Here is a 24,781-nt window from a genome sequence, read left to right as displayed (position 1 = left end):
GCCGCCGGCACCGCCGCCCTGTGCGGCGCCGGCGCCCTGCTGGCGGCGGGGGCGCTCGCCCTGCACGCGGCGCCCGCCCACGCGACCTTCGCGCAGCTCGCCGATGTGTGGTCGGGACGCCTTGCGGTCGCACTGCTGGGGCTGGCGCTGGTCCCGAACGCCGCCGTGTGGGGTGCCGCCTACGGACTCGGTCCGGGCTTCGCGCTCGGCGCCGGTTCCCCCGTGGGGCCGTGGGAGACCGGTGAGGACCCGTCGGGACCGGCGTTCCCGCTGCTCGCCGGGGTGCCGCCGCAGGGGCCCGGCAGTGTCTGGGGATGGGCCGCGGTGGCGGCGGTGCCGCTGGCGGGCGCGCTGGCCGCGGCCTGGCCGGCCGCACGGGCCGTCGTTCCGGTCCGCGGGCAGCGGTCGACGGCCACGGGGCGGACCGGCACCGCGCTGCTCGTGCTGCTCGCCGCCTGCGGCACGGGACTCGCGATGGCTGTGCTGGCCTCGCTCGCCGGCGGTCCGCTGGGCACCGGCGAACTGGCCCGGTTCGGCCCCTCCGGTTACCTGACCGGCGCGGCGGCGGCCGGGTGGACGGCGCTGCTGGGCGTCCCGGCGGCCCTGATGATGCGGGCCTGGCGGCTGCGCTCGGCGACCGACCCCGACGACCACTGGCACGCGACCGGTGCCCGCCGGGTGCGGTGGGCCAGGCTCAAGGAGAGCTCCGGCGGGCTGATGCCGGACTTCCCGCCGGAGCCCGCTCCCGCGCCGGGGGACGGGCCCGGCGCCCCGGGGGAGCGGGTCTCCCGGCCGCCGGGCTGATGCCCTCGCCGGGACGCTCGTATGGCTGTCAGTCGCGCTCGCCGAGGATCGGCCGGAGCTGGCTGGGCAGCAGTTCCTCGCACGCCTGGCGGGAGGGGATCGTCAGGGCGTCCTCGACGCAGTCGAAGTAGTCCTTGTAGACGATCTGCACGGTGTAGGACGCCGCCACGATGGTCAGGGCCAGGGAGGCCATCACCAGCCCGGCGATTGCCGCGGCGGTCTGCGGACGTCCTCCCCCGGAGGGCCCGCCGGCCGGCTCGGGCCGGTCGTCCGCGGCCGTCCCGCCCTCCCGCTCCGGGCGCTTCTCGCCGGCCGGGCCGCCGCGCAGCGAGGTGATGCCCCAGTACAGGGCGAGAGAGCCGAGCAGCAGCCCGAGCCACTCCCAGGCCAGCAGGGCCGTGAAGACGCCCCACATGCCGGCCAGCACGGCGTAGCGGGCGTAGCGCTGCTGCGGATCGGACGGGTCCCAGCGCGGGCCGAAACCGCCCTTGCCGCCCTTGCCCTCCGGGTCCTGCGAGGGGGACTGGCCGAAGCCGCCGCCCTGCCGCCCCGGCTGCCGCTTGCTCCACTGGCTGCCCCAGCGGGAGCGCTGCCCGTCCTGGCCCTCGGCGTCACCGTTCCCGGAGCCGTCACCGTTCCCGTCGTCGTTCCCGTCGCTCCCGGAGCCGGTGCGGCCGTCCGCCCGGCCGCTCTGCGACTGCCGCTGGTGCCAGGGCAGATCTCGCTGTCCCGCGGGCGGTGGGGCGAAGGGGTTCTTCTCCTCGCTGGGCCGGCGCTGCTGGCCGGAGGCACGGCGTCGGTCGGTCATCTGGTCGTCGCATCCCCTTCGTGTGCGGCTGGTCACCCGGAACCGCGGTGCCGGTGCCCCTGACCGTACCCGCCGGAGGGCGGCCCGTCGCACGCGGGCACCGGCTGTGCCGGTATCGTTGCCGATGGCCGCGGCCGTGCGGTGTCCGCCGTGCCCGGCCCGGCACCGCACCCGCACAGGAAGACCCCGTCGTGGCCCCCGCCCCCAAGGAAACGTCCCCGGCGCGCCTGGTCGTGCTCGTCTCGGGATCCGGTACCAACCTCCAGGCGCTGCTCGACGCGGTGGCCGAGCGGGGTGCGGACGCCTACGGCGCCGAGATCGTGGCGGTGGGAGCGGACCGGGACTCCATCACCGGCCTGGAGCGCGCCGAGCGGGCGGGGGTGCCCACCTTCGTGTGCCGGCTGCGCGATCACTCCACCCGGGCGGAGTGGGACCGCGCGCTGACCGAGGCGGTGGCCGCGCACCGGCCCGACCTGGTGGTGTCGGCCGGTTTCATGAAGATCGTGGGCCCGGAGTTCCTGGCCCGGTTCGGCGGGCGGTTCATCAACACCCATCCCGCGCTGCTGCCCAGCTTCCCCGGTGCGCACGGGGTGCGCGACGCGCTCGCGCACGGTGTGAAGGTGACTGGCTGCACTGTCCACTTCGTCGACGACGGGGTCGACACCGGCCCGATCATCGCCCAGGGCGTGGTCGAGGTGGGCGAAGCGGACCACGAGGACGGGGGAGCCGCTCTGCACGAGCGGATCAAGCAGGTCGAGCGACGGCTGCTCGTCGACGCCGTGGGCCGGCTGGCCCGCGGCGGTTACCGCATCGAAGGAAGAAGGGTGCACATCCCGTGACCGCCGAACCCACGAAGCGGCCCATCCGCCGCGCGCTGGTCAGCGTCTACGACAAGACCGGTCTGGAGGAGCTGGCCCGCGGTCTGCACGCGGCCGGCGTGCGGCTGGTGTCCACCGGCTCCACGGCCGGCCGGATCGCCGCGGCCGGAGTGCCGGTCACCCCGGTGGAGGAGCTGACCGGCTTCCCCGAGTGCCTGGACGGCCGGGTGAAGACGCTGCACCCGCGGGTGCACGCCGGCATCCTCGCCGACCGGCGGCTGGAGGACCACCGCGAGCAGCTCGCCGAGCTGGGCGTCGAGCCGTTCGACCTGGTCGTGGTCAACCTCTACCCCTTCCGGGAGACGGTCGCCTCGGGCGCCGCGCCCGACGAGTGCGTGGAGCAGATCGACATCGGCGGGCCCTCGATGGTCCGCGCGGCGGCCAAGAACCACCCGTCGGTCGCGGTGGTGACCGACCCGCGGCGGTACGACGACGTGCTGAAGGCGGTCGCGGACGGCGGGTTCGGCCTGGCCGACCGCAAGCGGCTGGCGGCCGAGGCCTTCCAGCACACCGCGGCGTACGACGTGGCGGTGGCCAACTGGTTCGCCCAGGAGTACGCCCCGGCCGACGAGTCCGGGCTGCCGGACTTCCTGGGGGCGTCCTACGCGCGGGCGGACGTGCTGCGGTACGGCGAGAACCCGCACCAGCCCGCCGCCCTGTACCGGGACGGCAGCGGCTCGGGACTGGCCGCCGCCGAGCAGCTGCACGGCAAGGCCATGTCGTACAACAACTACGTGGACACCGAGGCGGCCCGGCGGGCGGCCTACGACCACGAGCAGCCCTGTGTGGCGATCATCAAGCACACCAATCCGTGCGGCATCGCCGTGGGGTCCGACGTGGCGGAGGCGCACCGCAAGGCGCACGCCTGCGACCCGCTGTCCGCCTTCGGCGGTGTCATCGCGGTGAACCGTCCGGTGTCGGTGGCGATGGCCGAGCAGGTCGCGGAGATCTTCACCGAGGTGGTGGTGGCCCCCGGTTACGAGGACGGCGCCGTCGAGATGCTGGCGGGGAAGAAGAACATCCGGGTGCTGCGCTGCCCCGGCGACCCCACGCGGACGAGGGAGATCCGTCCGGTGGAGGGCGGGCTGCTGGTGCAGGAGCAGGACATCCTCCAGGCGCGGGGGGACGATCCGGCCAACTGGAGTCTGGCGGCGGGCGAACCGCTGGAGGGCGCGGAGCTGGCGGAGCTCGTCTTCGCGTGGCGGGCCTGCCGGGCGGTCAAGTCCAACGCGATCCTGCTGGCCAGGGACGGGGCCACGGTCGGCGTGGGCATGGGCCAGGTGAACCGGGTGGACTCCGCGCGGCTGGCCGTGCAGCGGGCCGGCGCGGAGCGCGCGGCGGGGGCGTACGCGGCCTCCGATGCCTTCTTCCCGTTCGCCGACGGCCTTCAGGTGCTGCTGGAGGCGGGCGTCAAGGCGGTGGTCCAGCCGGGCGGTTCGGTCCGCGACGAGGAGGTCGTGGAGGCCGCGCGGGCGGCCGGCGTCACCCTCTACCTGACCGGTACGCGGCACTTCTTNGCCCCTCCTCAGGGAGGGGCGGGCCGGCTGTTTTCCGGGCAGCGGGGTCAGGGTTGCGGGCGGTGCAGCAGGTTGACCACGACCCGGTGGAGCACCTCGTGGTCGCGGGGGTCGTGCAGCCGGTACGGGCCGCCCTCCACCGTGTACCACTCGTCCGCCCCGGCGTAGCGGATGCGCAGGGTCAGGTTTCCGTCCGGGTCGGCGTGCGTGTGGAGTTCGAGCTCTCCGGTGATGACGCCGACCTCCAGGGTCATCACCCCGCCGCGGGGCGCGGTGAAGACCGAGTACCGTTCGCTGTTCTCACTCATACCCGACATCTCAGCACGTGTTGAGCATGCTCTGCAGCGCGCTCTTCTCCCCGGAGTCCACCGACAGCTCCCACCGGTGCTTGGTGCGGATCCACATCTTGCCGTACTCGCAGCGGAACGAGGAGATGGGCTGCCAGTCCTTCGGGTCCTGGTCGCCCTTGGACCGGTTGGAGCTCGCGCTGACCGCGATCAGCTGCGGCCAGGTCAGGTCGTTGGCGAACTCCCGGCGGCGGTCGGTGGTCCAGGAGGCGGCGCCGGAGCGCCATGCCTCGGCCAGCGGCACGTGATGGTCGATGTCCACCTGCGAGGCGCTGGTCAGGGTCACGCCGTCGAAGGGGCTGTACCAGGTGCCGGAGGTGGGCTGGCAGTTGCTGTCCACGACGACGTTGCGGCCGTCGCGCCGCAGCACCGTCTGGCGGGTGGTGCAGCCGCCGGAGGAGCGCCAGTGCGGGAAGAGGCTGCGGGAGTAACCGGTCATCGGGCCCTCGGCCGCCACCCGCAGGGCGTTGAGCTCGGACTGGGCGACGGACTTCGAGGGGATGTTCGGCGGTGCCGCGTGGGCCGGCGGGCTGAGCAGGGCGAAAAGCATCGCCGTGGTCAGCGCCGCCACGGATATCGCGGCGCGGCCGGCGCGCCGGAGGAAGAACGGGCGGGACATCAGGTGCCTCCCGAAGGGTGTGTGGGGGGTTACCTGACGGATTGTTGAGCACGGAAGTGACGCGTCCATGACGATCTCTACGCGAGTTGATAACGCGTCGGGAAAGTTGTCCGCCGCCGTCCCCGGGGGAAGCGCCGCCCCGGAACGCACCACGGCCCCGCACCGTGCGGTGCGGGGCCGTGCGGGCCGGGCGTGTCCGGCCGCGGGTGTCAGTACTGCTGCTGGTGGTGGCGGTTGAACCAGGCGGCGCCGTTCTTGTTGGCGGCGAAGACGATGACCAGCACACCGGCGGCCATCGTCAGCAGGCCGAACGGGATGCTGATCACACCGGCGATGAACAGGACCACACCGGCGATGATCGCCAGGGTGCGGGCGCCCTTGCCGCCCTTGCCGAACATCACGCCGCTGACGATCGCCAGCACCGCCGACGCCAGCGTGATGAACGCGAAGGCGTACATCACGCCCGGCTCGATCTCGCCGCCGAGCGCGTCGATGACCTCTTCGTTGTCCGCGTTGGCCGCGGTGATGAGGAAGATCAGCCCGAAGAGGATGTTCAGACCGCCGAAGACGAACAGCAGCACCCGGGCGGTCTTCACCGTGCCGGGCATCCGGGTCATCGGGGCGTTCGGCGCCCCGTAGCCGCCCTGCTGCGGGTAGCCCGGGTACTGCTGCTGTCCGTAGGGCTGCTGCTGTCCGTACGGCTGCTCCTGTCCGGGCTGCGGCTTGGCGAACGGGTCGTCGGGGTTCTGTCCGGGCTGGGGCGGGTAGCTCATCTCGTCGTTCCTTCGAGTGATGTCGAGTTGCGTGCTCAGTACCGGGGCCGGCCGAACCATTCGCCGGCCTGCCGCTGACCACAGAACACAATGGTCAGCACGGCGGTCGCCAGCCACAGCAGGCCCATGACCGGCGAGTCGCCACCCAGGCTGATCACGGCCAGCAGCGTGTTGACGGACGCGGCAATGATGGCTGTCACCCGCGTACCCGTCGAGCCCGAGCCGAACATCGCGGCCGGCACGATCGCCAGGGCCGCCATCGCGGCGGCCAGCAGCCCTATGAAGACCGCCAGGCCGGCGGTGAGATTGCCCAGGTCCTCCATCGGGCCGCCCAGGCTGCTGACTGCGTTCTGCACGGTGAGGGCCAGCACCAGGAGAGCCACGGCACCGATGGACCAGAACCCTCCCATGACGAACAGCAGCACCCGGGCGGTGATCACGGTGCCGGGCATGCTGGCGGGGGCGGCACCCCACTGCCCCCCGGGAGGCATGCCGCCCGGGGGGACCGTCCCCTGCGGCGGATAGCCGTAGCCGGGAGCGCCCTGGGGCGGGGCCGGGTAGCCGTAGCCGGGCTGCTGAGGAGGCGGCTGCTGCCCGTAGGGCTGGGTCGCGTTCGGATCGGGCGGGTAACTCATCAGCGTTCCTCACGGCGGACGACGGTGCGGACATCAATGCACAGACCGGGAGGAATCGTCGTATGTCCGGTGGACTCCCCCCGAGTCAAGTCCAGTTGATCATTCGACCGTCTGTTCCACTGTGCTGTCCAGGTCGCCACCGGTAATGTGGCGAAGCTGATACATGCCCCGTGCGTCCGCCCGCCCTTCCCGCCCGGCCGCCGGGCCGACTGGAGACCGGGGCACCGCATCCGGGAGGATGGGGCACATGAGCGCCCAGATTCTCGACGGCAAGGCCACGTCCGCAGCGATCAAGTCCGACCTCACCACCCGGGTCGCGGCACTCCGGGAGCGGGGCATCACGCCCGGCCTGGGGACCCTGCTCGTCGGGGATGACATCGGCAGCCAGAAGTACGTCGCGGGCAAGCACCGGGACTGCGCGGCCGTCGGCATCTCCTCGATCCGCCGCGACCTGCCGGCCGACGCCTCCCAGAAGGAGATCGAGACGGCCGTCCGTGAGCTGAACGAGGACCCGGAGTGCACCGGCTACATCGTGCAGCTGCCGCTGCCGGGCGGGATCGACACCAACCGGGTGCTGGAGCTGATGGACCCGGCCAAGGACGCCGACGGGCTGCACCCGATGAGCCTGGGACGGCTGGTGCTCAACGAGCCCGCACCGCTCCCCTGCACCCCCCACGGCATCATCGTGCTGCTGCGCCGCTACGGCGTCGAGATCAACGGGGCGCACGTGGTGGTGGTCGGCCGCGGGACGACGGTGGGCCGCACCCTCCCGCTGCTGCTGACCCGGCGCAGCGAGAACGCCACCGTGACCCAGTGCCACACCGGCACCCGGGAGCTGCCCGAGCAGCTGCGGCGGGCCGACATCGTCGTCTCCGCCGCCGGGGTGCCGCACCTGATCAAGGCCGAGGACATCAAGCCGGGCGCGGCCGTGCTGGACGTCGGGGTCAGCCGCAACTCCGAGGGCAAGGTCGTCGGCGACGTGGACCCGGGGGTCGCCGAGGTCGCGGGCTGGCTCTCGCCGAACCCGGGGGGCGTCGGGCCGATGACCCGCGCGATGCTGCTGGAGAACGTCGTCCGCATCGCCGAGCAGGCCGCGGAACCGGCGTCATGACCGAGGGCACCAGCCGGCGCTTCCCCGAGGTCACCCGGGACACCGCGCCGCCGGAGGGCGGCCGCCGCACCGCCTCGGGCAGCTCCCCGGCCCCGATCCGGCAGTGGCCGCTGCTGCTGGTCCTGGGCGCGGCCACGACGGGGCTGCTGGTCACCCTCGGCAGCTTCCGGATCGGGCTGCTGATCGTCGGCGGTGCGCTGCTGGCGGGCGCTCTGCTGCGGGCCTGGCTGCCCGCCGTCGGCATGCTGGCGGTGCGCTCGCGCTTCACTGACGTCATCACCTATGCGGTGATGGGCGTCCTGATCGTGCTGCTCACCTTGATGGCCGAGCCCCGGCCCTGGCTGGAGGTCCCGTTCCTCAGCGACATGCTGCGCTTCTCGGCGGGGTGAGGGCCGGCCCGGTGCCCGGGGCAAGCTCTGATGTACCTCAGATGCCGTTCCCCGGGCCCCGGATGCGGGCAACGCAGCCCTTGCGGGGCCCCGGACGGGGCACCCGGAAGGGAGACGGCCATGTCCACTGAGGCACTGCAGGGTCTGCTGGTGCTCGCCGGGCTGATCGCCGCGGGGAGCTATGTCGTCTGGGCACTGCTCGGAGTGTCCGGGCCGGAAAGCCGCCCCGCCGGCTCGGGAAGCCGTTCCAGGACCGCGGACGGCGCCTCCGGCGGCGGTTCGTGGTGGGCGTCCGGAGGCGGCGACGGAAGCGGCTCCGGGGGTGGTGACGGAGGCGGCGGGGGAGGCGGCGGCGAGTAGCCGCCCGGGCCGGGCACGGCGCCCGGCATCACCCGCGATCCGGGCCGGGGAGCCATACCGCGACCCGGTCCGGGTTCTCCTCGGCCCAGGCCTCCGCCGCGGCCCGCGGGGACATGCCCTGGCCGGCGATGAGCGCGGCGACCGCGTTCTGGTCCTCGGCGCCCCAGGAGAACTCCCGCAGGAACCGGGCGGCTTCGCCGCCCGCCTCGGCGAATCCGGCGTTCAGGTACTTCGGGAGCCGGGTGTGCGGATAGCCGCAGGCGACCGTCCGCGGATCGTCCTGGCAACCGGCGCGGTACGGCGGGAGACGCACCTCCGCCAGCCGGACCTCGGTGTGCAGCCAGTGCGGCTGCCAGAAGTACGCCAGCAGCGGGGCCCGTTCGCGGTCGGCCTCGCGGATCGCCGCGATCAGCGCGGACTCGCTGCCCGTGTGGACAATCTCCAGGTCCAGGCCCAACTGCTCGATGAGTGCCCGGTCGTGCGTGGTGTGGGCCGGATCACCGCTCAGCAGGGCGCCCCGCCGGCCGGTCCCGCCGGCCCGCAGCTCACCGGCGAAGTCGTTGACGTTCTCCCAGTGCAGTACGGCGGGGTTCCGTTCGGCCCACACCCGGGGAACGAACCAGCCCACGTGGCCGGTCACGCCGAGCGCGCCGGCGGGGACCACGCTCCCCTTCTCCCCGGCGTACAGTGCCTCCTTCTGCGGCTCACCGCCCCAGTCCTCCAGGATCGCGTGCACCGAGCCGCTGTCCAGCTGGTCCCAGGCCTCCGCGGTGCTCAGCTCCCGCAGCTGGGTCTCCACCCCCCAGCCGCGCTCCAGCAGGTGGCCGGCCACGGCGGCGTTCGCCTGCCCGCCGGGCCAGCCGGGCATTGCCAGGACGACCTTCCGGTACTCGCCGGCCGGCTCTCCGCGCTCCTCCCGGGCCCGGCATCCGCCCAGCGCCGCCGCGCCCAGAAGGCCCGCCGCGCCGGTGAGGAGACGACGGCGGGGCACCGGCCTGCTGTACGCCATCGGGAACCTCTCGAAGGGGAAGGGGGCAGCCGGCCCGGCCCCGCCCGTGCCCCGGCGGCGGGACGGTCCGAAGGACCGGTCGGCTGATCGAATGACTGTCCGCCGACCACAGTAGCCAGACGGCCGGTCCCCGGAGAACCCTGCTCCGGAGACCGGCCGCCGGGGGTGCGACGCGGGATTCAGCCGTCCTGTGCGGGCAGCCAGGCCGCGACCTTGTCCGGGTTCTCCTCCACCCAGCGGGCGGCGGCCTCCTCGTGCTCCATGCCCTCGCTCTGGATCAGCTGGGCCACGTAGTTCTGGTCGTCGGTGTCCCAGCGGAAGTTCTTCAGGAACTCCGCCGCCACGCCGCCGTTCTCGGCGAAGTCCGCGTTCAGGAACTTGGGCAGATCGACCTCCGGGTAGGCGCAGGCCACCTGGGAGAGGTCCTCGTAGCACTCCTCGCTGTAGGGCGGGAGCTCCACCTCGACCAGCTCGACCTCGGCGTTCAGCCAGTGCGGCTCCCACCAGTAGGTGAGCAGCGGGGTGCCCTCCCGGTCGGCCCGCTGGATCGCGGTGATCTGCGCGTCCTCGCTGCCGCCCTCGACGACCTGGAAGTCCAGCCCGAGCTGCTCGACGATCTCCTTGTCGTAGCTGGTGAATCCCGGGTCGCCGTTGAGGAGCTGGCCCTTGTCGCCGCTCTCGGCCGTACGGAAGTCCGCGGCGAAGTCGTTGAGATTCTCCCAGTGCAGCACGTCGGGGTTCTCGTCCGCGTACGCCTTGGGCACGAACCAGCCGATGTGGCCGACCACGCCCAGCTCGCCGGCCGGCACCACCGACTTCTTCTCCTCCAGGTACAGCTCCTCCTTCTGCGGAGCGCCGCCCCAGTCCTCCAGGATCGCGTGGATCGAGCCGTCGTCCAGCCCGTCCCAGGCCAGCGTCTCGTCGATCTGCTGGACCTTCACGTCGATGCCCAGCTCGTGCTCCAGCACATAGGCGGCCACGGCGGCGTTGGCGGCGGCGCCCACCCAGTTGGGCTGGGCGATGACGACCTGGTCGTAGCCACCGTCCGCGTTCGTGCCACCGCCGGTCTCGGCGGCGCCGCAGGCGCTGAGGGCGAGCACGCCCAGCACGCCCGTGGCGGCGGTCAGGGTGCGGCGGGCCGGCTGTCTTGCGTTGCGCATGATCTCTTCCTTACCGAGGGGACATCAGGGATGTGAGGGTGGGCCGGGCCGTGCGGCCCGGCAGGTCAGTGCTCCGGCCGCCGGGCGGCGGCCGGCTGCGTCATCCGGTCGAGCATCAGGCCCAGGCAGACGATCGCGATGCCCGCCGAGAGACCCACGCCCAGATCGCCGCGTTGCAGGCCGTAGACCACGTCGAAGCCGAGCGCGCCGCCTCCGACCAGCCCGCCGACCACCACCACGGCCAGCACCAGCACCACGCCCTGGTTGACGGCGAGCAGCAACTGCGGCCGGGCCAGCGGGAGCTGCACCTGGCGCAGCTGCTGCCAGGAGGTCGCGCCCAGCGAGCGGGCGGCCTCCTGGACGGTCGGGTCGACCTGCCCGATGCCCTGGGTGGTGATCCGGATGACGGCGGGCAGCGCGTACACCACGGCGGCCATGATGGCGGCGATCCGCCCCACCCCGAACAGCGCGACCACCGGGATGAGGTAGATGAACTGCGGCATCGTCTGCATGACGTCCAGCACCGGGCGCAGCGCCCGCTCCAGCCGCCCGCTACGGGCGGCCAGGACGCCGATGGCCAGGCCCAGCAGCAGCGTCACCAGCAGGGCGGCGACGACCTGGGAGAGGGTGTTGAGCGACTTGTCCCACAGGCCCAGCGCACCGATCACCGCCAGCGCCCCGACGACGGTCAGCGCGTTGCGCAGGCGGCCCGCCAGGTAGCCGAGCACGCCGGCGACCAGCAGCAGTGCCCACCAGGGGGTGGCCCACAGGGCGTCCCGCATGGGGTTGAGCACCCAGCGGGTGAAGCCTTCCGCCCAGGTCAGCGTGCCGCCCAGCACCGGCACGCCGGAGCCGAAGCTCACCACCAGCCAGTCCACCGCGTCGTTGACCGGCCGGGTGATCGACACGGTCCACTCCTGCGGCCAGGTGTCCTGGCCGAGCACGCGCCCTGCCGCCCATCCGGCCGCGGTGACCGCGGCGGCGGCCGGCAGGGCGAAGCGCCCGCGCAGCCGGGCCGGGCCGCGGCCGCCGGAAGGGTCCTCAAGCCGCTCGCCGGCCGCGGCGGTCGTGCGGTCCAGCCAGACGGCGATCAGAACGATGCAGATGCCCGCGGTCAGCGCGTTGCCGATGTTCTGGGTGGTCAGCGCCCGGAAGACCCGGTCGCCCAGGCCGCCGGCGCCGATGATGGAGGCGATGACGACCATGGAGAGTGCCATCATGATCGTCTGGTTGAGGCCGAGCAGCATCCGGCGGCGGGCCAGCGGCAGCCGGGCGGTGACCAGCCGCTGCCAGGCGCCGGAGCCCAGCGAGGCGGAGGCCTCCAGCGCCGCCGGGTCCGCGCCGCGCAGGCCGAGCGCGGTCAGCCGGGCCATCGGCGGGACGGCGTAGATCACGGTGGCGAACAGGGCGGGTGCCGTGCCGATGCCGAACAGCAGCACGAACGGCAGCAGGTAGGCGAAGGCGGGCAGCACCTGCATGGTGTCGAGGACCGGGCGCAGCAGGCGCTCCCCGCGCTCGGAGAGCCCGGCGGCCAGCCCGAGCAGCAGGCCGATGGCGGCGGCCAGCGAGACCGCCACCACCATCAGGGCCAGGGTGAGCATGGCATGCTGCCACATGCCCAGCAGTCCGATGACGGCGAAGGTGCCCAGCGCGGTGGCGGCCACCCGCAGCGCCCGGCGCCCGGTGCCGCCGCCCGCCGCGGCCCAGGCCGCCGCGGTGCCGGCGGCGGTCACGCCCGTCCAGCCCAGGGCCCGCAGCAGGTCGGCGACCGTCTCCACGGCGCCGGTCACGTTGTTGCTCAGATGCAGCAGGAAGTACAGGAACAGCGGGTGAGAATCCCGGTTGAGCACCAGCCAGCGGTCGACCTCCGACAGCGGGGTCCGCACGTCCAGGGTCCAGGCCTCGGGCCAGCCGCCGTCGGCCACCAGCAGGGCCCCGAGCACGGCGGTCAGCAGCGCGGCCCCGAGCAGGTGGAGCCGGCCGGGCCGCCGGCGGGCACCGCGGGCCGGCGGGCCGGCCTCCGCACCGTGGCCCGTCCTGTCCGGTCCGCGCGGGCCGTCCGGCTCCCGGGGGCCGGAGGAGGGCAGCGCGGCGGGGGCGCTCACCGCGCCACCGCCGCTCCGGCGCTCCCGTCCGGGGTCCCGCCCGGTGCGAGGCCCGGCGCGAGGCCGGCGACCACGGCGAGCAGCCCGGCGTGGTCGACGACCCCCAGGCAGCGGGCGCCGTCCATGACCCGGACCGGGCCGCCGGTGCGGGTCACCGCCTCGATCGCGTCGATGACCAGGGTGTCCGGGGACAGCGCCGCTCCGGCGGCGGACTCCTCGGCGGTCGCGGGCCGCATGGCGGCGCGCACGGTGACGACCTGCTCGCGGGGCACGTCCCGGACGAAGTCGGCCACGTAGTCGTCGGCGGGCCGGGCGACGATCTCCTCCGGCGTGCCGAGCTGCACGATCCCGCCGTCGCGCATCAGCGCGATCCGGTCGCCGACGCGCAGCGCCTCGGAGAGGTCATGAGTGATGAAGACCATGGTCCGGCCCTCCTCCCGCCGCAGCCGGATGACCTCCTCCTGCATGTCGCGGCGGATCAGCGGGTCGAGCGCGCTGAACGGCTCGTCGAAGAGCAGCACCTCGGGATCGACGGCCAGGGCCCTGGCCAGCCCGACGCGCTGCTGCTGGCCGCCGGAGAGCTGGCTGGGGTAGCGGTCCTCCAGCCCGGCCAGGCCGACCTTGGCGGCCATCGCGGCGGCCCGGGTCCGGCGCTCGGCGCGGGGCAGGCCCTGGATCTGCAGGCCGTAGGCGATGTTGTCGAGCACCGTGCGGTGCGGGAGGAGCCCGAAGTGCTGGAAGACCATGGCCGCCCGGTGCCGGCGCAGCTCGCGCAGCCGGGCCCGGTCCATGCCCAGGACGTCCTCGCCGTCCATGTGCAGGGAGCCGGCGGTCGGCTCGATGAGCCGGGTCAGGCAGCGCACCAGGGTGGACTTTCCGGAGCCGGACAGGCCCATCACCACGAAGCACTCGCCGGGCCGCACGTCGAAGGAGACGTCCCGGACGGCGGCTGTGCAGCCGGTGCGCTCGCGCAGCGCGTCCGGGCCCAGGGCGGCCAGTTCCGGGTCGCCGGGCACCCGGGCGGCCTTCGGGCCGAAGACCTTCCACAGCCCGCGGACGGAGAACACCGGCCCGTCTCCCGGCTCCCCGCCGGGCGGGACGGCGCCGTCCGGGCCGGGCGCCGGGCCGGTGCCGGGGGCGGGGTCGGTATGCGGTCCGGTCATCGGTGGGCACCTCCGGGGCGCTCGGGGCTGGTCGTGCCGCGGATCAGGTCGGCGGCCTTCTCGCCCGCCATCAGGACAGCCACCATCGGGTTCACCGCGGGGATGGTGGGGAAGACCGAGGCGTCGGCGACCCGAAGTCCCTCCAGGCCGCGGACGCGCAGCTGCGGGTCGGTCACCGCCAGGGGGTCGCCGGGCGCGCCCATCCGGCAGGTGCCGGCCGGGTGGTAGACGGTGTGCGCGGCCCGCCGGGCGTACTCGCTCAGCTCCGCGTCGCCGGTGAGACCGGGGCCGGGGCACACCTCGCGCCGCAGCCAGCCGGCCAGCGGCCGCGTCGCGGCGATCTCGCGGGCGAGCCGGATGCCGTCCACCAGGGTCCGGGCGTCGTAGTCCTCCGGATCGGTGAAGTACCGGAAGTCCAGGGCGGGTTTCACGGACGGATCGGCGCTGGTCAGATACAGCCGGCCGCGGCTGCGCGGCTTGGGGATGTTCGGGGTCATCGACACGCCGTGCGCGGGCCGTTCGTACCCCAGGCGCTCCGGGTTGTCGGTGAAGGGGATCTGGTAGAAGTGGAACATCAGATCGGGCCCGGGAGAGGCGGGATCGCGCCGGACGAACAGCCCGGCGTCGGAGTCCATCGCGGAGTTCTCCGGGATCGGCCTGTCGGTCTCCCAGACGATCACGGACTCCGGGTGGTCCAGCAGGTTCTCACCGACTCCCGGCAGGTCGTGCAGCACCGGGATGCCCAGCGCCGTCAGGTCCGCGGCGGGTCCGATGCCCGAGAGCAGCAGCAGGCGCGGGGTGTCCACCGCGCCGGCGCACACCACCACCTCGCGCGCCGCCCGGACCACGCCCGTGCTGCCGTCGGCGTGCCGGACCCGGACCCCGGTGGCCCGGGTGCCGTCGAACTCCAGCCGGTACGCCCAGGTCTCCAGCACCAGCTCCAGGTTGGGCCGGTCGCCGGCCGCCAGGTGCGGGTGGAGGTAGGCGGCGGACGCGGAGGAGCGCTGGTTGGTCTCCGGGTGGTAGGCCAGGTCGAAGAAGCCGGTGCCCTCGGTGAACGGCTCCCGGTTGAAGCCCTCGATCAGCGGGACGCCCAGCGCCCGCCGCGCGGCGTCCGTGAAGTCCCGGGCGATGGCGTTCCGGTCACGCTCGCCGACCGGGACGATGGTGTTGCGCAGCCGGCCCCAGTACGGCTCCATGGCCGCGTGGTCCCAGCCGTCGGCGCCGGCATCGGCCCACTCGTCCCAGTCCGAGGGCAGCGGCTTGAAGGAGATCAGCGTGTTGTGCGAGGAACAGCCGCCCAGCACCCGGGCACGGCTGTGCCGGATGTGGGAGTTGCCCCGGGGCTGCTCGGTGGTGGGGTAGTCGTAGTCGAGTTCCCCGCCCAGCAGGCCGAGCCAGCGGCGCAGGGTGAGGACGTCGGACCGCCCGACGTCGGACGGGCCGCCCTCGATCAGGGCGACGGTCACGCCGGGGTCCTCGGCGAGCCGGGAGGCCAGGACGCATCCGGCGGTGCCGCCGCCGACCACCACGTAGTCGGCGGAAGTGGAACGGGAACCGGGGGTTTCGGTGGACATCGGAATGCGGTGCTCCTTCCGCGGTGGTCAGCCGCGGAACCAGCGGACCGGGGCGGGCCGCAGGTTCTCGTAGACGTGCTTGGTCTCCCGGTACTCGGCGAGTCCGGCGGGACCGAGTTCCCGGCCGGTGCCGGAGCGGCCGAAGCCGCCCCACTCGGCCTGCGGCAGATAGGGGTGGTAGTCGTTGATCCACACCGTGCCGTGCCGCAGCCGGCCCGCGACGCGGCGGGCGCGGGCGGTGTCGGCGGAGAACACGGCCCCGGCCAGGCCGTACTCGGTGTCGTTGGCCAGTGCGACCGCTTCGTCCTCGGTGCGGAAGGTCTCCACGGTGAGGATCGGGCCGAACAGTTCCTCGCGGATCACCCGCATGTCGCGCCGGCAGTGGTCGAGAACGGTGGGGGAGTAGAAGAAGCCGCCGGCCGGCCGGTCCGGTCCCGGCCCGGGCCGCCGTCCGCCGCAGCGCAGCACGGCGCCCTCCTCCAGCGCGGAGGCCACGAAAGCCTCGGTCCTGGCCAGCTGCGCCGCGGACACCAGCGGTCCGCACTCGGTGCCGGGGACGGTGCCCCGGCCCACCCTGATGCGTCCGGCCCGGGCGGTGAGTTCGGTGACGAACCGGTCGCGCACGGACTCCTCGACGATGAGCCGGCTGCCGGCGGAGCAGACCTGGCCGCTGTGCACGAACGCGGCGTTGAGGGCCTGGTCGACGGCGGTGTCGAAGCGCTCCTCGCTCTCGCAGGCGTCGGCGAAGACCACGTTGGGGTTCTTGCCGCCCAGTTCCAGCGCCACCTTCTTCACGGTCGGCGCCGCGGCGGCGGCCACCGCGGTGCCGCTGGCCAGGCCGCCGGTGAAGGAGACCAGGTCCACGTCCGGGTGTCCGGCGAGCCGGGCGCCGACCGGGTCCCCGGGGCCGGTCACCAGGTTGCCGGTGCCCTCGGGCAGTCCGGCCTCGGCGAGCAGCCGCATCAGGTGCACGGTCGACAGCGGGGTGATCTCGCTGGGCTTGACCACGAAGGTGTTGCCCGCGGCCAGCGCGGGCGCGATCTTCCAGGAGGCCTGCAGCAGCGGGTAGTTCCAGGGGGTGATGAGGGCGCAGACGCCGACCGGCTCGTGCACCACGACGCTGTGCACGCCGGGGTCCTGGGCGTCGACGACGCGGCCGGCGGGTTCGTGCGCGACGAGCCCGGCGAAGTACCGGAAGGCGGCGACGACGTCGTCGACGTCGATGCGGCCCTCCTCCAGGGTCTTGCCGGTGTCCCGGGACTCGGTGAGTGCGATCTCCTCGCGGTCGCGCCGCAGCAGTTCCGCGGTGCGGAGCAGCAGCGCGGCGCGCTCGGCGGCCGGGGTGCCGGGCCAGGGGCCGGTGTCGAAGGCGCGCCGCGCGGCGGCCACCGCCGCGTCCGCGTCCCGCGCGTCGCCCTCCGAGGCCGTCGCGAAGGGCGCGCCGTCCGCCGGGTCGGTGATCTCGCGGACGCCGCCGCCCGTGGCGGGCCGCCACTGCCCGGCTGTGTACATGGTCTCGGTCGCCGACACGTTGCCTGTTGCCTCACTCGTCGCTCTGCGTTCGCCCGGCCGGAGGTTTGCCCGGAGGGCTGACGGGCACCCCTGCCCCGTTTCCGTGAACGTATGTACGGGAGTAGCGAGAAGTGGCGTTCGTCACGGAGCGCAACGGTGGATGTCGGCATTTCGGAAACAAAGCCGGACGGTGACCCCCGGGGCAGTCCCGGGTGTCACCGTCCGTCGTGCCGGTGTCCGCGCGGGGTCAGATCAGGCCCAGGCCGCGCACGGCGTCGCGCTCCTCGGCGAGCTCCTGGACCGAGGCGTCGATGCGGGCGCGCGAGAAGTCGTTGATCTCCAGGCCCTGCACGATCCGGTAGGTGCCGCCGGAGCAGGTGACCGGGAAGGAGGAGATCAGGCCCTCGGGCACGCCGTAGGAGCCGTCGGAGGGGATGCCCATGGAGGTCCAGTCGCCCTCCGGGGTGCCGTTGACCCAGGTGTGGATGTGGTCGATCGCGGCGTTGGCGGCCGAGGCGGCCGAGGAGGCGCCGCGCGCCTCGATGATGGCGGCGCCGCGCTTGGCGACGGTCGGGATGAAGTCCTCGGCGAGCCACTTCTCGTCGTTGACGGTCTCCGCGGCGTTCTTGCCGGCGATCTCGGCGTGGAAGATGTCCGGGTACTGCGTGGCGGAGTGGTTGCCCCAGATGGTGAGCTTGGTGATCTCCGAGACGGGGGCGCCGGTCTTCTTGGAGAGCTGGGACAGCGCGCGGTTGTGGTCCAGCCGGGTCATGGCGGTGAACCGCTCGGCGGGTACGTCAGGGGCGGCGGCCTGCGCGATCAGTGCGTTGGTGTTGGCCGGGTTGCCGACGACCAGGACCTTGATGTCGTCCGCCGCGTGGTCGTTGATGGCCTTGCCCTGCGGCTTGAAGATGCCGCCGTTCGCCTCCAGCAGGTCGCCGCGCTCCATGCCCTTGGTGCGGGGGCGGGCGCCCACCAGCAGCGCGACGTTGGCGCCGTCGAAGGCGGCGTCCGCGCTGTCGGTGATGTCGATGCCGCGCAGCAGCGGGAAGGCGCAGTCGTCGAGCTCCATGGCGGTGCCCTCGGCGGCCTTGAGTGCCGGGGTGATCTCCAGCAGGCGCAGCCGGACCGGGACGTCCGGGCCGAGCAGGTGTCCGGAGGCGATCCGGAACAGCAGCGCGTAGCCGATCTGGCCTGCGGCGCCGGTGACGGTAACGGTGACGGGAGTGCGGGTCATGTGCGGTCTCCGGGGGATCGGTCAGTGGCGGCCGGGTCCCTCGCGTGCTCGTGTTCTCTCTACGTCAAGAGACCCGCCGCCAGATTATCCGACGCTCTCTCCGCGGCCGCAGGCCCCGGCTCCGGGGAAACCGGGCGCCGATCCCGGGGGGCGTCCTTCCGGGTGAGGTGTCGTGCACGGCGGCGGGTCGCCTGGACGCCGCGGGGCACGGCGGCGCACCATACCGGCATACCGCGCCAGGTATCCGCCGATCGGCGGCCGTTCGCGGCAGGCCCGTTCCCCACCCGGGAGCGGGTCTGCCGCGCGGCTTCCGGCTCAGGGCGTGAAGCACTCCCGTCCGTCGCCGCCGGCGGGGACGTGGCAGACCCGGAGCTCTCCGGGGGCGGCGCCGATCATCGGGGTGTGGAGATATCCCTGCGCGTCGAACTCGTCGGCGACCTCCACCCACTGGTGCCCCCGGCCCGGGGCGCCGATCTCCAGCCGGTCGCCCACCTCGCCGAACCACAGCCGCGCCCAGCCCGCTCCGCAGGCGGCGCTGTGCCGGATGTCCATGCCCGCGTCGCCGTCCAGCTCGTGGCGGGCCACCACCACCGGGCCGTGGGCTGCCGAGGAGCAGGCCAGCGACTGGGGGTCGCGGCCGGTGCACTCCTGGCCGTGGCAGCCGGGCGCCGGCGCCTGCCCGGCCCTCGCGCTTCCGTCGCCGGACAGGACGAGCGCGAGGCCGCCCGCGGCCAGTGCCTCGGCGGCGGCCACGGCTGCGAGGACCGCCACCCGCGGGCGCCGGGCAGGACCTGCCGGCGCCGCGGCCCCGTACCCGGGCGCCGGCATCCCGCCGCGCCGCCGCCAGGCGGACTCGGCGAGTTCCCACAGCGCCAGCAGCCGGCCCGGAGGCTCCCGGGCCAGTTCGCACAGGGCCTCCACCAGCTCACGGGGCGGCAGCTTGGCGCCCGTCAGATAGCGCTGCCACGACGACTTTCCGGCCGGGGTCCGGGCCGCCAGACCGGCCAGGCTCAGCCCGGTGCGTTCGCGCAGCAGCCGCAGCTCCCGGGCCAGCCGCGCGCACTCCGGGGGCGGTGGGGCGGTCACCGGCGCAGCACCTCCCACGTGTGCTCGCCCACGATGCCGTCGACGACCACCCCGCCGTCGCGCTGGAGCCGCCTGACGGCACGCTCGGTCAGCGCGCCGTAGGCGCCGTCGACGCCGCCGGTCCGGTAGCCGTGGTGCTCCAGCAGGCATTGCGCCTCGACCACCTCCCAGCCGGTGGCGATCTGCTGCAGGACGGCGTCGCCGGTGTCGCTGTGGCCGGCGGACAGCCGGCCGTCGCTGCGGCGGACATCGCAGCTGTGGGTCCGCCCGGGCTCGTAGGCGAACTCGCCCGCCGCCGGCTGCCCCGGCCCCGGCCGGATCAGCAGCAGCCCGGCGATCGCCGTGAGCGGCACCAGCACCGCGGCGGCGAGCAGCGGGCCCGTCCGGCGGGCGGGAGCGGGACCGGGCGGCGGCGTCCCGCCGGCACCGGGAGACTCCCGGCTGTCGGCCGCCACGTCGTACAGGGCCAGCAGCCGGTGCGGGTCCGCACCGGTGAGCCGGGCCAGCCCCGCCACCGCCTCGCGCGGCGGGAACGCCTTGCCGTGGAGATAGCGCTCCCAGGAGGAGACGCCGAAGCCCGTCCGGCCGGCGAGGGCCCGGACGCTGAGCCCGCTGTGGTCCTTCAGCTGCCGCAGCCGCACGACCAGGTGCCGCACCCGCGGATCGAGTGTGGCGGGCAGGTCCTTCCACTGCGCCATGATTCCGCACCCTTCGACACCGGAGCCCGTGCGGCCCCCGTACCGGCACCCGTGTTCCGGCAGGCCGGAGCAGGGGGCGTCCCCATTCGCGCTCACCCTACCGAAAACGGGGAAATCCCGGCACGGGGCGCGAGGTGCCCCGGACCGGCGCGCGGGAGTGCGGGACCACGGGCCGGTGTCCCGGGCGGAGGCCGGGGTCAGCCCGCCGCCAGCACGGCCCGCAGCTGTTCCAGGCCCCAGTCCAGGTCCTCCTTGCCGATCACCAGCGGCGGCGCGATGCGGATCGTGGAGCCGTGCGTGTCCTTCACCAGCACCCGGCGCTCCATCAGGCGTTCGGACAGCTGCCGGCCGGTGCCGAGCGCCGGGTCGATGTCCACCCCGGCCCACAGGCCCCTGCCGCGCACCGCGGCGACCGCTCCGTCGGCGGCCAGCAGCCCCAGCTCCCGGTGCAGGTGGTCGCCCAGCTCCGCGGCGCGCTGCTGGTACTCGCCCTCCCGCAGCATGGCGACGACCTCCAGGGCCACCGCGCAGGCCAGCGGGTTGCCGCCGAAGGTCGAGCCGTGCTCGCCGGGCCGGTGGACGCCCAGCACCTCCGCGGAGGAGACCACCGCGGAGACCGGCACCACCCCGCCGCCCAGTGCCTTGCCCAGGATGTAGACGTCCGGCACCACGCCCTCGTGCTCGCAGGCGAAGGTGCGGCCGGTGCGCCCGAGGCCGGACTGGATCTCGTCCGCCATGAACAGCACACCGCGCGCGCGGGTGAGCTCGCGGACCCCGGCCAGATAGCCGGGCGGCGGAACCAGCACCCCGGCCTCGCCCTGGATGGGCTCCAGCAGCACGGCCACCGTCTCGTCGTCCACCGCCGCGGCCAGCGCGTCGAGGTCCCCGTAGGGAACGATCTCGAACCCGGGGGTGAAGGGGCCGTGGTCGCGGCGGGCCTCCTGGTCGGTCGAGAAGCTGATGATCGTGGTGGTGCGGCCGTGGAAGTTGTTCTCGGCGACGACGATCTTCGCCCGCCCCCCGGGCACCCCCTTGACCCGGTAGCCCCACTTCCTGGCGGTCTTGACCGCCGTCTCGACGGCCTCCGCGCCGGTGTTCATGGGCAGCACCATCTCCATGCCGCACAGCTCGGCGAGGCGGGTGCAGAACTCCGCGTAGTGCTCGTGGTGGAAGGCCCGCGAGGTCAGCGTGAGGCGGCTCAGCTGCGCCCGGGCCTCCGCGATCAGCCGGGGGTGGCCGTGCCCGAAGTTCAGCGCCGAGTAGCCGGCGAGCAGATCCAGGTAGCGCCGGCCGGTGACGTCCGTCATCCAGGCGCCCCTGGCGGAGGAGATCACGACCGGCAGCGGGTGGTAGTTGTGTGCGCCGTGCGCCTCCGCGGCGGCGATCAGCTCGGCCGGTGACTTTCCTGACATGGCCATACTGGCGCTCCGATCTTCCGGTCGGGGACTGCGGTGTGCCCAGCCGTCCGGCTGGACGCCGGGCCCCATTTCTACCGCCGGGCGTCCGGTATGGGAAGAATCCCGTCACCCTCGTTCGGAGGGCGGACGGTGCGGTCCGGCACGGCTGCTGACGGAACGCCGGAAACGGGCCCGGGGGAGCACGGAGGGCGCGTCCCCGCCCGCGGTGCGGGGGACCGGCCGGGCTGGGGCGCGTGGCCGCACCGGGCGGCTCGGAGCTCTCCGCGAGCGCCCCGACGTGCGCCCTTCCCGCTTCGTCACACTTCCCGCACCTCCGGACGGGAAAGACGGCGGCACCTGAGAGAATGGGCCCATGGCCACTGATCGTCCCCGGGTGCTCTCCGGTATCCAGCCCACGGCAGGCTCGTTCCACCTCGGCAACTACCTCGGTGCGGTACGCCAGTGGGTGGCTCTGCAGGAGACCCACGACGCCTTCTACTCGGTCGTCGACCTCCACGCGATCACCGTCCCGCAGGACCCGCGGGAGCTGCGGGAGTCCACCCGGCTCGCCGCGGCCCAGCTGCTGGGGGCGGGGCTGGACCCGGAGCGCTGCACCCTCTTCGTGCAGAGCCAGGTCCCCGAGCACGCCCAGCTCGCCTGGGTGATGAACTGCCTGACCGGCTTCGGCGAGGCCTCCCGGATGACGCAGTTCAAGGACAAGTCGGCCCGCCAGGGTGCCGAGAGCACCACCGTCGGGCTGTTCACCTACCCGGTGCTGCAGATCGCCGACATCCTTCTGTACCACGCCCAGCAGGTCCCGGTCGGGGAGGACCAGCGGCAGCACATCGAGCTGACCCGGGATGTCGCCGAGCGTTTCAACGGGCGTTTCGGCACCACCTTCACCGTCCCGCAGCCGTACATCCTCAAGGACACCGCGAAGATCTACGACCTGCAGGACCCGTCGATCAAGATGAGCAAGTCGGCGTCCTCGCCCAAGGGCATCATCAACCTGCTCGACGAGCCGAAGGTCTCCGCGAAGAAGATCAGGAGCGCCGTCACCGACACGGGCACCGAGATCCGCTACGACCCCCAGGACAAGCCGGGTGTCAGCAATCTGCTGACCATCTACTCCGCGCTGACCGGCATCGGCGTTCCCGAGCTGGTGGACAAGTTCGCCGGGCAGCTCTACGGCGCGCTCAAGACCCAGCTCGCCGAGGTCGTCACCGAATGGGCGGCCCCGTTCCGCGCGCGCACCCTGGAGTACCTGGCGGACCCGGCCGAGCTCGACCGGCTGCTGGCCGTCGGGGCGGACAAGGCCCGCGCGGTCGCCGCGCCGGTCCTCGCCGAGGTCTACGACAAGGTGGGCTTCCTGCCCGCCGCCCGCTGAGCCGTGGCCCTCGGACAAAGGGCCGAAGAACCGCTCGCCCGGAAGGCGGGCAGCCGCCACACTACGGTGCCGGCACCGGCGCCCCGTGCGGGGCGCGGCAGGAGGCACGGAAGGGAGAGGGCTGTGGGGACCGTCACGCTCGGCGTGTCGATCGCGGTCCCGGAGCCGCACGGCACCCTGCTCCAGCAGTGCCGTCTCGGCTTCGGCGACGCGGCGGCAGCCGGAATCCCCACTCATGTCACGCTGCTGCCCCCGACCGTCGTGCGGGTGGCCGACCGCCCGGTCATCGAGGACCACCTCGCGGCCATCGCCGCCGCCGGCCGGGCCTTTCCGATGCGGTTGTCGGGCACCGGTACCTTCCGGCCACTGTCCCCGGTGGTCTTCGTCCAGGTCGTGGAGGGTGGCTCGGCGTGCGGCTGGCTGCAGGAGCGGGTGCGCGAGCCGTCCGGCCCGCTGGCCCGCGAGCTGCAGTTCCCCTACCACCCGCACGTCACGGTCGCGCACGGGATCGACGAGGCGGCGATGGACACCGCGCAGACCGAGCTCGCCGACTACGAGGCCGCCTGGACCGTCCGTGGTTTCTCGCTGTACGAGCAGGGCGCCGACAGCGTCTGGCGGCGGCGCAGGGAGTTCCGCTTCGCCACCGTGCACCCCCCGCGGCAGCAGCACTCCCGGCGCCGGGCGGCGGAAGCGGCGTGAGGCCGCTCCGCCGCGTGGCCGTGCGTCCCCGCTGACGCCCGCGGCGGGCCGCCGGCTGTGACGGCCCGTTCAGCGGGGCAGCGGTCGCCGGCCGCGGCGGCGCCCGCGCCATCCCTTGTGCGGCACCAGGTAGGTCGCCAGCGCCAGCAGCGCCAGCCCCAGGGCGGTGGCGCCCAGTGCGGCGCTGCCCCCGGCGGACCGTTCCCCGGCGGGCGGGCCCGCCGCGCCGTCCAGCGCGGCCTCCTCGGACTCCGGCGTGCTGTCCGCGCCGCCCTCGGGGAGTTCGCTCAGCGGCGGCACCAGCTCGCCCACCGGCTCGACCCGGCCGGCGGCCTCGAACCCCCAGTCCAGCAGCTGTGCGGTCTCCCGGTAGACCGCCAGCCCGTCGCCGTCCGCGGGCTTCATGACGGTGACCAGCAGCACCCGGTCGCCGCGCTCGGCGACGCCGGTGAAGGTGTAGCCGGCGGTGGACGTGTATCCGTTCTTGATCCCCGCCAGCCCTTCGTAGCGGTCCAGCCCTCTGGCGCCGACCAGCAGCCGGTTGGTGCTCTGCACCTCGAAGACCGGCCGCTTCTTCCCCTTCCCCGCGCCGGGGAAGTCCGTGCGGGGGGTGGCGGCGTACGTGCGGAAGTCCGGTTTCTGCATTCCGGACCTGGCTATCAGCGTCAGGTCGTAGGCCGAGGAGACCTGCCCCTCGCCGTCGTACCCGTCCGGGTTCACCACCACGGTGTCCCGGGCCTGGAGTTCCCGGGCGCGTTCGTTCATCTCCCGGACGGTCTTCTCCTTGCCGCCGTTCATCGCCGTCAGCGCGTACACCGCGTCGTTGCCGGAGGCCAGGAAGACTCCGTGCCACAGGTCGTCGACGGTGTAGGTCTGGTGGTCGGCTATGCCCACCGCGCTGCTGCCCGGGCCCATGTCCGAGAAGTGGTCCGGTTCCGCCGTGTAGACCTCGTCCTTGCCGAACTTCGGCAGCAGGGTGTCGGCGAACAGCATCTTCACCGTGCTGGCGGGGGCCAGCGGCAGGTGCGCGTTGTGGGCGGCCAGCACGTCGCCGCTCTCCGCGTCGGCCACGATCCAGGACCGGGCCGTCAGGTCGTCCGGCAGCCGGGGCGCGCCCCGCTGGGGGGACACCTGGGTCCCGGGCCTGGACAGCAGTTCGCCGCCGATGGCGGACATCGGCGGGCCTGGCGAGGACGTCTCCTCACCCGCCTCACGGTCCTCGGCGAACGCGGCCGGAGTGGGGGCCAGCAGGGCGGGTACCGCTACCGCGGCGACGGTTATCGACAGGAGGGCACGGCGGGCGCGGGGCCCGGTGCGCACGGAGGGGAGGCCGTCAGTGGACACAGGGTGAACCTACCCGCCCCTCGCGAACCTGTGACCGGCGGAGGGGCCCGAAGCGGTGAGATACTCCGATCATTCGGGCGAACCGCGCTCCCCGGCGGCCCGGGCCGGCCCGCGCGACGGCCCGGCCGTGCGACGGATCCTCGCCCGGACTCATCGGTTCGCGCTG

The 24,781-nt window shown here is 73.8% G+C and carries 23 protein-coding genes and 1 pseudogene; 8 read left to right on the top strand and 16 right to left on the bottom strand.

Going from position 1 to position 24,781, the window contains the following annotated elements; all coding sequences use genetic code 11:
• Positions 1-804, top strand: an 804-nt coding sequence (locus tag ABD299_RS07875; RefSeq protein ID WP_344259800.1) for a cell division protein PerM, incomplete at its 5' end; no start/stop codon positions are given.
• Positions 805-832: 28 nt separating this feature from the next.
• On the opposite strand, the gene ABD299_RS07870 is transcribed toward ABD299_RS07875, so the two are convergent.
• Positions 833-1,612, bottom strand: coding sequence for a hypothetical protein (locus tag ABD299_RS07870; protein WP_344259799.1), 780 nt, complete (start codon positions 1,610-1,612; stop codon positions 833-835).
• 191 nt (positions 1,613-1,803) lie between these two features.
• Between ABD299_RS07870 and purN the strand changes: the two genes are divergently transcribed.
• Positions 1,804-2,451 carry a phosphoribosylglycinamide formyltransferase gene (purN, locus tag ABD299_RS07865; protein WP_344259798.1) on the top strand — a complete coding sequence of 216 codons (648 nt, stop codon included), beginning with the start codon at positions 1,804-1,806 and terminating at the stop codon, positions 2,449-2,451.
• Positions 2,448-4,004: pseudogene (gene purH / locus ABD299_RS07860) on the top strand (bifunctional phosphoribosylaminoimidazolecarboxamide formyltransferase/IMP cyclohydrolase); the annotation flags it as partial. The gene purN and the pseudogene purH, both read left to right, overlap by 4 nt.
• A 50-nt stretch (positions 4,005-4,054) precedes the next feature.
• On the opposite strand, the gene ABD299_RS25115 reads toward purH, so the two are convergent.
• The 4 genes from ABD299_RS25115 to ABD299_RS07845 all read right to left on the bottom strand — a co-directional run bounded on the left by ABD299_RS25115 (position 4,055) and on the right by ABD299_RS07845 (position 6,381).
• The gene (locus ABD299_RS25115; protein ID WP_425581273.1) at positions 4,055-4,315 is read right to left on the bottom strand and encodes a hypothetical protein; all 261 of its coding nucleotides are present in this window, start codon (positions 4,313-4,315) and stop codon (positions 4,055-4,057) included.
• Positions 4,316-4,325: 10 nt separating this feature from the next.
• Positions 4,326-4,973: a GmrSD restriction endonuclease domain-containing protein gene (locus tag ABD299_RS07855; protein WP_344259796.1), complete on the bottom strand. Its 648-nt coding sequence runs from the start codon at positions 4,971-4,973 to the stop codon at positions 4,326-4,328.
• A gap of 209 nt (positions 4,974-5,182) precedes the next feature.
• Positions 5,183-5,746 carry a hypothetical protein gene (locus tag ABD299_RS07850; protein WP_344259795.1) on the bottom strand — a complete coding sequence of 188 codons (564 nt, stop codon included), beginning with the start codon at positions 5,744-5,746 and terminating at the stop codon, positions 5,183-5,185.
• A gap of 35 nt (positions 5,747-5,781) precedes the next feature.
• Entirely contained in the window at positions 5,782-6,381 is a 600-nt protein-coding gene (locus ABD299_RS07845; protein ID WP_344259794.1) for a hypothetical protein, read from the bottom strand.
• Positions 6,382-6,628: 247 nt separating this feature from the next.
• Here ABD299_RS07845 and ABD299_RS07840 point away from each other — a divergent pair, with 247 nt between their 5' ends.
• From ABD299_RS07840 to ABD299_RS07830, 3 genes are all read left to right on the top strand, one after another.
• Positions 6,629-7,492 carry a bifunctional methylenetetrahydrofolate dehydrogenase/methenyltetrahydrofolate cyclohydrolase gene (locus ABD299_RS07840; RefSeq protein ID WP_344259793.1) on the top strand — a complete coding sequence of 288 codons (864 nt, stop codon included), beginning with the start codon at positions 6,629-6,631 and terminating at the stop codon, positions 7,490-7,492.
• Positions 7,489-7,881 carry a DUF3017 domain-containing protein gene (locus ABD299_RS07835; RefSeq protein WP_344259792.1) on the top strand — a complete coding sequence of 131 codons (393 nt, stop codon included), beginning with the start codon at positions 7,489-7,491 and terminating at the stop codon, positions 7,879-7,881. Before ABD299_RS07840 ends, ABD299_RS07835 begins: the two co-directional genes overlap by 4 nt.
• A gap of 120 nt (positions 7,882-8,001) precedes the next feature.
• Complete coding sequence (locus ABD299_RS07830; protein ID WP_344259791.1) at positions 8,002-8,241, top strand: hypothetical protein; 240 nt, start codon at positions 8,002-8,004, stop codon at positions 8,239-8,241.
• A 28-nt stretch (positions 8,242-8,269) separates the two neighbouring features.
• Here the strand turns inward: ABD299_RS07830 and ABD299_RS07825 are convergent, their stop codons facing one another.
• The 10 genes from ABD299_RS07825 to rocD all read right to left on the bottom strand — a co-directional run bounded on the left by ABD299_RS07825 (position 8,270) and on the right by rocD (position 21,200).
• Positions 8,270-9,250: a glycine betaine ABC transporter substrate-binding protein gene (locus tag ABD299_RS07825; RefSeq protein ID WP_344259790.1), complete on the bottom strand. Its 981-nt coding sequence runs from the start codon at positions 9,248-9,250 to the stop codon at positions 8,270-8,272.
• 179 nt (positions 9,251-9,429) lie between these two features.
• The gene (locus ABD299_RS07820; RefSeq protein WP_344259789.1) at positions 9,430-10,410 is read right to left on the bottom strand and encodes a glycine betaine ABC transporter substrate-binding protein; all 981 of its coding nucleotides are present in this window, start codon (positions 10,408-10,410) and stop codon (positions 9,430-9,432) included.
• A 65-nt stretch (positions 10,411-10,475) separates the two neighbouring features.
• Positions 10,476-12,515, bottom strand: a complete 2,040-nt coding sequence (locus ABD299_RS07815; protein ID WP_344259788.1) for an ABC transporter permease — start codon at positions 12,513-12,515, stop codon at positions 10,476-10,478.
• The gene (locus ABD299_RS07810; protein ID WP_344259787.1) at positions 12,512-13,678 is read right to left on the bottom strand and encodes a quaternary amine ABC transporter ATP-binding protein; all 1,167 of its coding nucleotides are present in this window, start codon (positions 13,676-13,678) and stop codon (positions 12,512-12,514) included. The genes ABD299_RS07815 and ABD299_RS07810 overlap by 4 nt, the downstream gene beginning before the upstream one ends.
• Positions 13,675-15,255 (bottom strand): GMC family oxidoreductase, encoded by a 1,581-nt coding sequence (locus ABD299_RS07805; RefSeq protein ID WP_344259786.1) that lies wholly within the window; start codon positions 15,253-15,255, stop codon positions 13,675-13,677. Before ABD299_RS07805 ends, ABD299_RS07810 begins: the two co-directional genes overlap by 4 nt.
• A 27-nt stretch (positions 15,256-15,282) precedes the next feature.
• Positions 15,283-16,767 (bottom strand): aldehyde dehydrogenase family protein, encoded by a 1,485-nt coding sequence (locus ABD299_RS07800; protein WP_425581280.1) that lies wholly within the window; start codon positions 16,765-16,767, stop codon positions 15,283-15,285.
• A 247-nt stretch (positions 16,768-17,014) separates the two neighbouring features.
• Entirely contained in the window at positions 17,015-18,004 is a 990-nt protein-coding gene (locus ABD299_RS07795) for a malate dehydrogenase (RefSeq protein WP_344259784.1), read from the bottom strand.
• Between the two features lie 315 nt (positions 18,005-18,319).
• Positions 18,320-19,090, bottom strand: a complete 771-nt coding sequence (locus ABD299_RS07790; RefSeq protein WP_344259783.1) for a helix-turn-helix domain-containing protein — start codon at positions 19,088-19,090, stop codon at positions 18,320-18,322.
• On the bottom strand, positions 19,087-19,788 hold the full coding sequence (locus ABD299_RS07785; protein WP_344259782.1) for a peptidoglycan-binding protein: 702 nt from the start codon (positions 19,786-19,788) through the stop codon (positions 19,087-19,089). Before ABD299_RS07785 ends, ABD299_RS07790 begins: the two co-directional genes overlap by 4 nt.
• A 197-nt stretch (positions 19,789-19,985) precedes the next feature.
• On the bottom strand, positions 19,986-21,200 hold the full coding sequence (gene rocD, locus ABD299_RS07780) for an ornithine--oxo-acid transaminase (protein ID WP_344259781.1): 1,215 nt from the start codon (positions 21,198-21,200) through the stop codon (positions 19,986-19,988).
• 358 nt (positions 21,201-21,558) lie between these two features.
• Between rocD and trpS the strand changes: the two genes are divergently transcribed.
• Complete coding sequence (gene trpS / locus ABD299_RS07775; protein WP_344259780.1) at positions 21,559-22,572, top strand: tryptophan--tRNA ligase; 1,014 nt, start codon at positions 21,559-21,561, stop codon at positions 22,570-22,572.
• 123 nt (positions 22,573-22,695) lie between these two features.
• Positions 22,696-23,271 carry a 2'-5' RNA ligase family protein gene (locus ABD299_RS07770; protein WP_344259779.1) on the top strand — a complete coding sequence of 192 codons (576 nt, stop codon included), beginning with the start codon at positions 22,696-22,698 and terminating at the stop codon, positions 23,269-23,271.
• A gap of 69 nt (positions 23,272-23,340) precedes the next feature.
• On the opposite strand, the gene ABD299_RS07765 is transcribed toward ABD299_RS07770, so the two are convergent.
• Positions 23,341-24,615 carry a D-alanyl-D-alanine carboxypeptidase family protein gene (locus ABD299_RS07765; RefSeq protein ID WP_344259778.1) on the bottom strand — a complete coding sequence of 425 codons (1,275 nt, stop codon included), beginning with the start codon at positions 24,613-24,615 and terminating at the stop codon, positions 23,341-23,343.
• Positions 24,616-24,781: the final 166 nt, after the last annotated feature.

This window comes from Streptomyces sodiiphilus, from assembly GCF_039529215.1.
Taxonomy (GTDB): domain Bacteria; phylum Actinomycetota; class Actinomycetes; order Streptomycetales; family Streptomycetaceae; genus Streptomyces; species Streptomyces sodiiphilus.
This window is presented reverse-complemented; position numbering and strand designations above follow the sequence as displayed.

Coding starts and splice junctions, on each gene's coding strand:
- ABD299_RS07870 (WP_344259799.1), bottom strand. CDS start 1,612: ATGACCGACCGACGCCGTGCCTCCGGCCAGCAGCGCCGGCCCAGCGAG.
- ABD299_RS25115 (WP_425581273.1), bottom strand. CDS start 4,315: ATGAGTGAGAACAGCGAACGGTACTCGGTCTTCACCGCGCCCCGCGGC.
- ABD299_RS07850 (WP_344259795.1), bottom strand. CDS start 5,746: ATGAGCTACCCGCCCCAGCCCGGACAGAACCCCGACGACCCGTTCGCC.
- ABD299_RS07845 (WP_344259794.1), bottom strand. CDS start 6,381: ATGAGTTACCCGCCCGATCCGAACGCGACCCAGCCCTACGGGCAGCAG.
- trpS (WP_344259780.1), top strand. CDS start 21,559: ATGGCCACTGATCGTCCCCGGGTGCTCTCCGGTATCCAGCCCACGGCA.
- ABD299_RS07855 (WP_344259796.1), bottom strand. CDS start 4,973: ATGTCCCGCCCGTTCTTCCTCCGGCGCGCCGGCCGCGCCGCGATATCC.
- ABD299_RS07830 (WP_344259791.1), top strand. CDS start 8,002: ATGTCCACTGAGGCACTGCAGGGTCTGCTGGTGCTCGCCGGGCTGATC.
- ABD299_RS07810 (WP_344259787.1), bottom strand. CDS start 13,678: ATGACCGGACCGCATACCGACCCCGCCCCCGGCACCGGCCCGGCGCCC.
- ABD299_RS07785 (WP_344259782.1), bottom strand. CDS start 19,788: ATGGCGCAGTGGAAGGACCTGCCCGCCACACTCGATCCGCGGGTGCGG.
- rocD (WP_344259781.1), bottom strand. CDS start 21,200: ATGTCAGGAAAGTCACCGGCCGAGCTGATCGCCGCCGCGGAGGCGCAC.
- ABD299_RS07795 (WP_344259784.1), bottom strand. CDS start 18,004: ATGACCCGCACTCCCGTCACCGTTACCGTCACCGGCGCCGCAGGCCAG.
- ABD299_RS07805 (WP_344259786.1), bottom strand. CDS start 15,255: ATGTCCACCGAAACCCCCGGTTCCCGTTCCACTTCCGCCGACTACGTG.
- ABD299_RS07840 (WP_344259793.1), top strand. CDS start 6,629: ATGAGCGCCCAGATTCTCGACGGCAAGGCCACGTCCGCAGCGATCAAG.
- ABD299_RS07835 (WP_344259792.1), top strand. CDS start 7,489: ATGACCGAGGGCACCAGCCGGCGCTTCCCCGAGGTCACCCGGGACACC.
- ABD299_RS07820 (WP_344259789.1), bottom strand. CDS start 10,410: ATGCGCAACGCAAGACAGCCGGCCCGCCGCACCCTGACCGCCGCCACG.
- ABD299_RS07800 (WP_425581280.1), bottom strand. CDS start 16,767: ATGTACACAGCCGGGCAGTGGCGGCCCGCCACGGGCGGCGGCGTCCGC.
- ABD299_RS07825 (WP_344259790.1), bottom strand. CDS start 9,250: ATGGCGTACAGCAGGCCGGTGCCCCGCCGTCGTCTCCTCACCGGCGCG.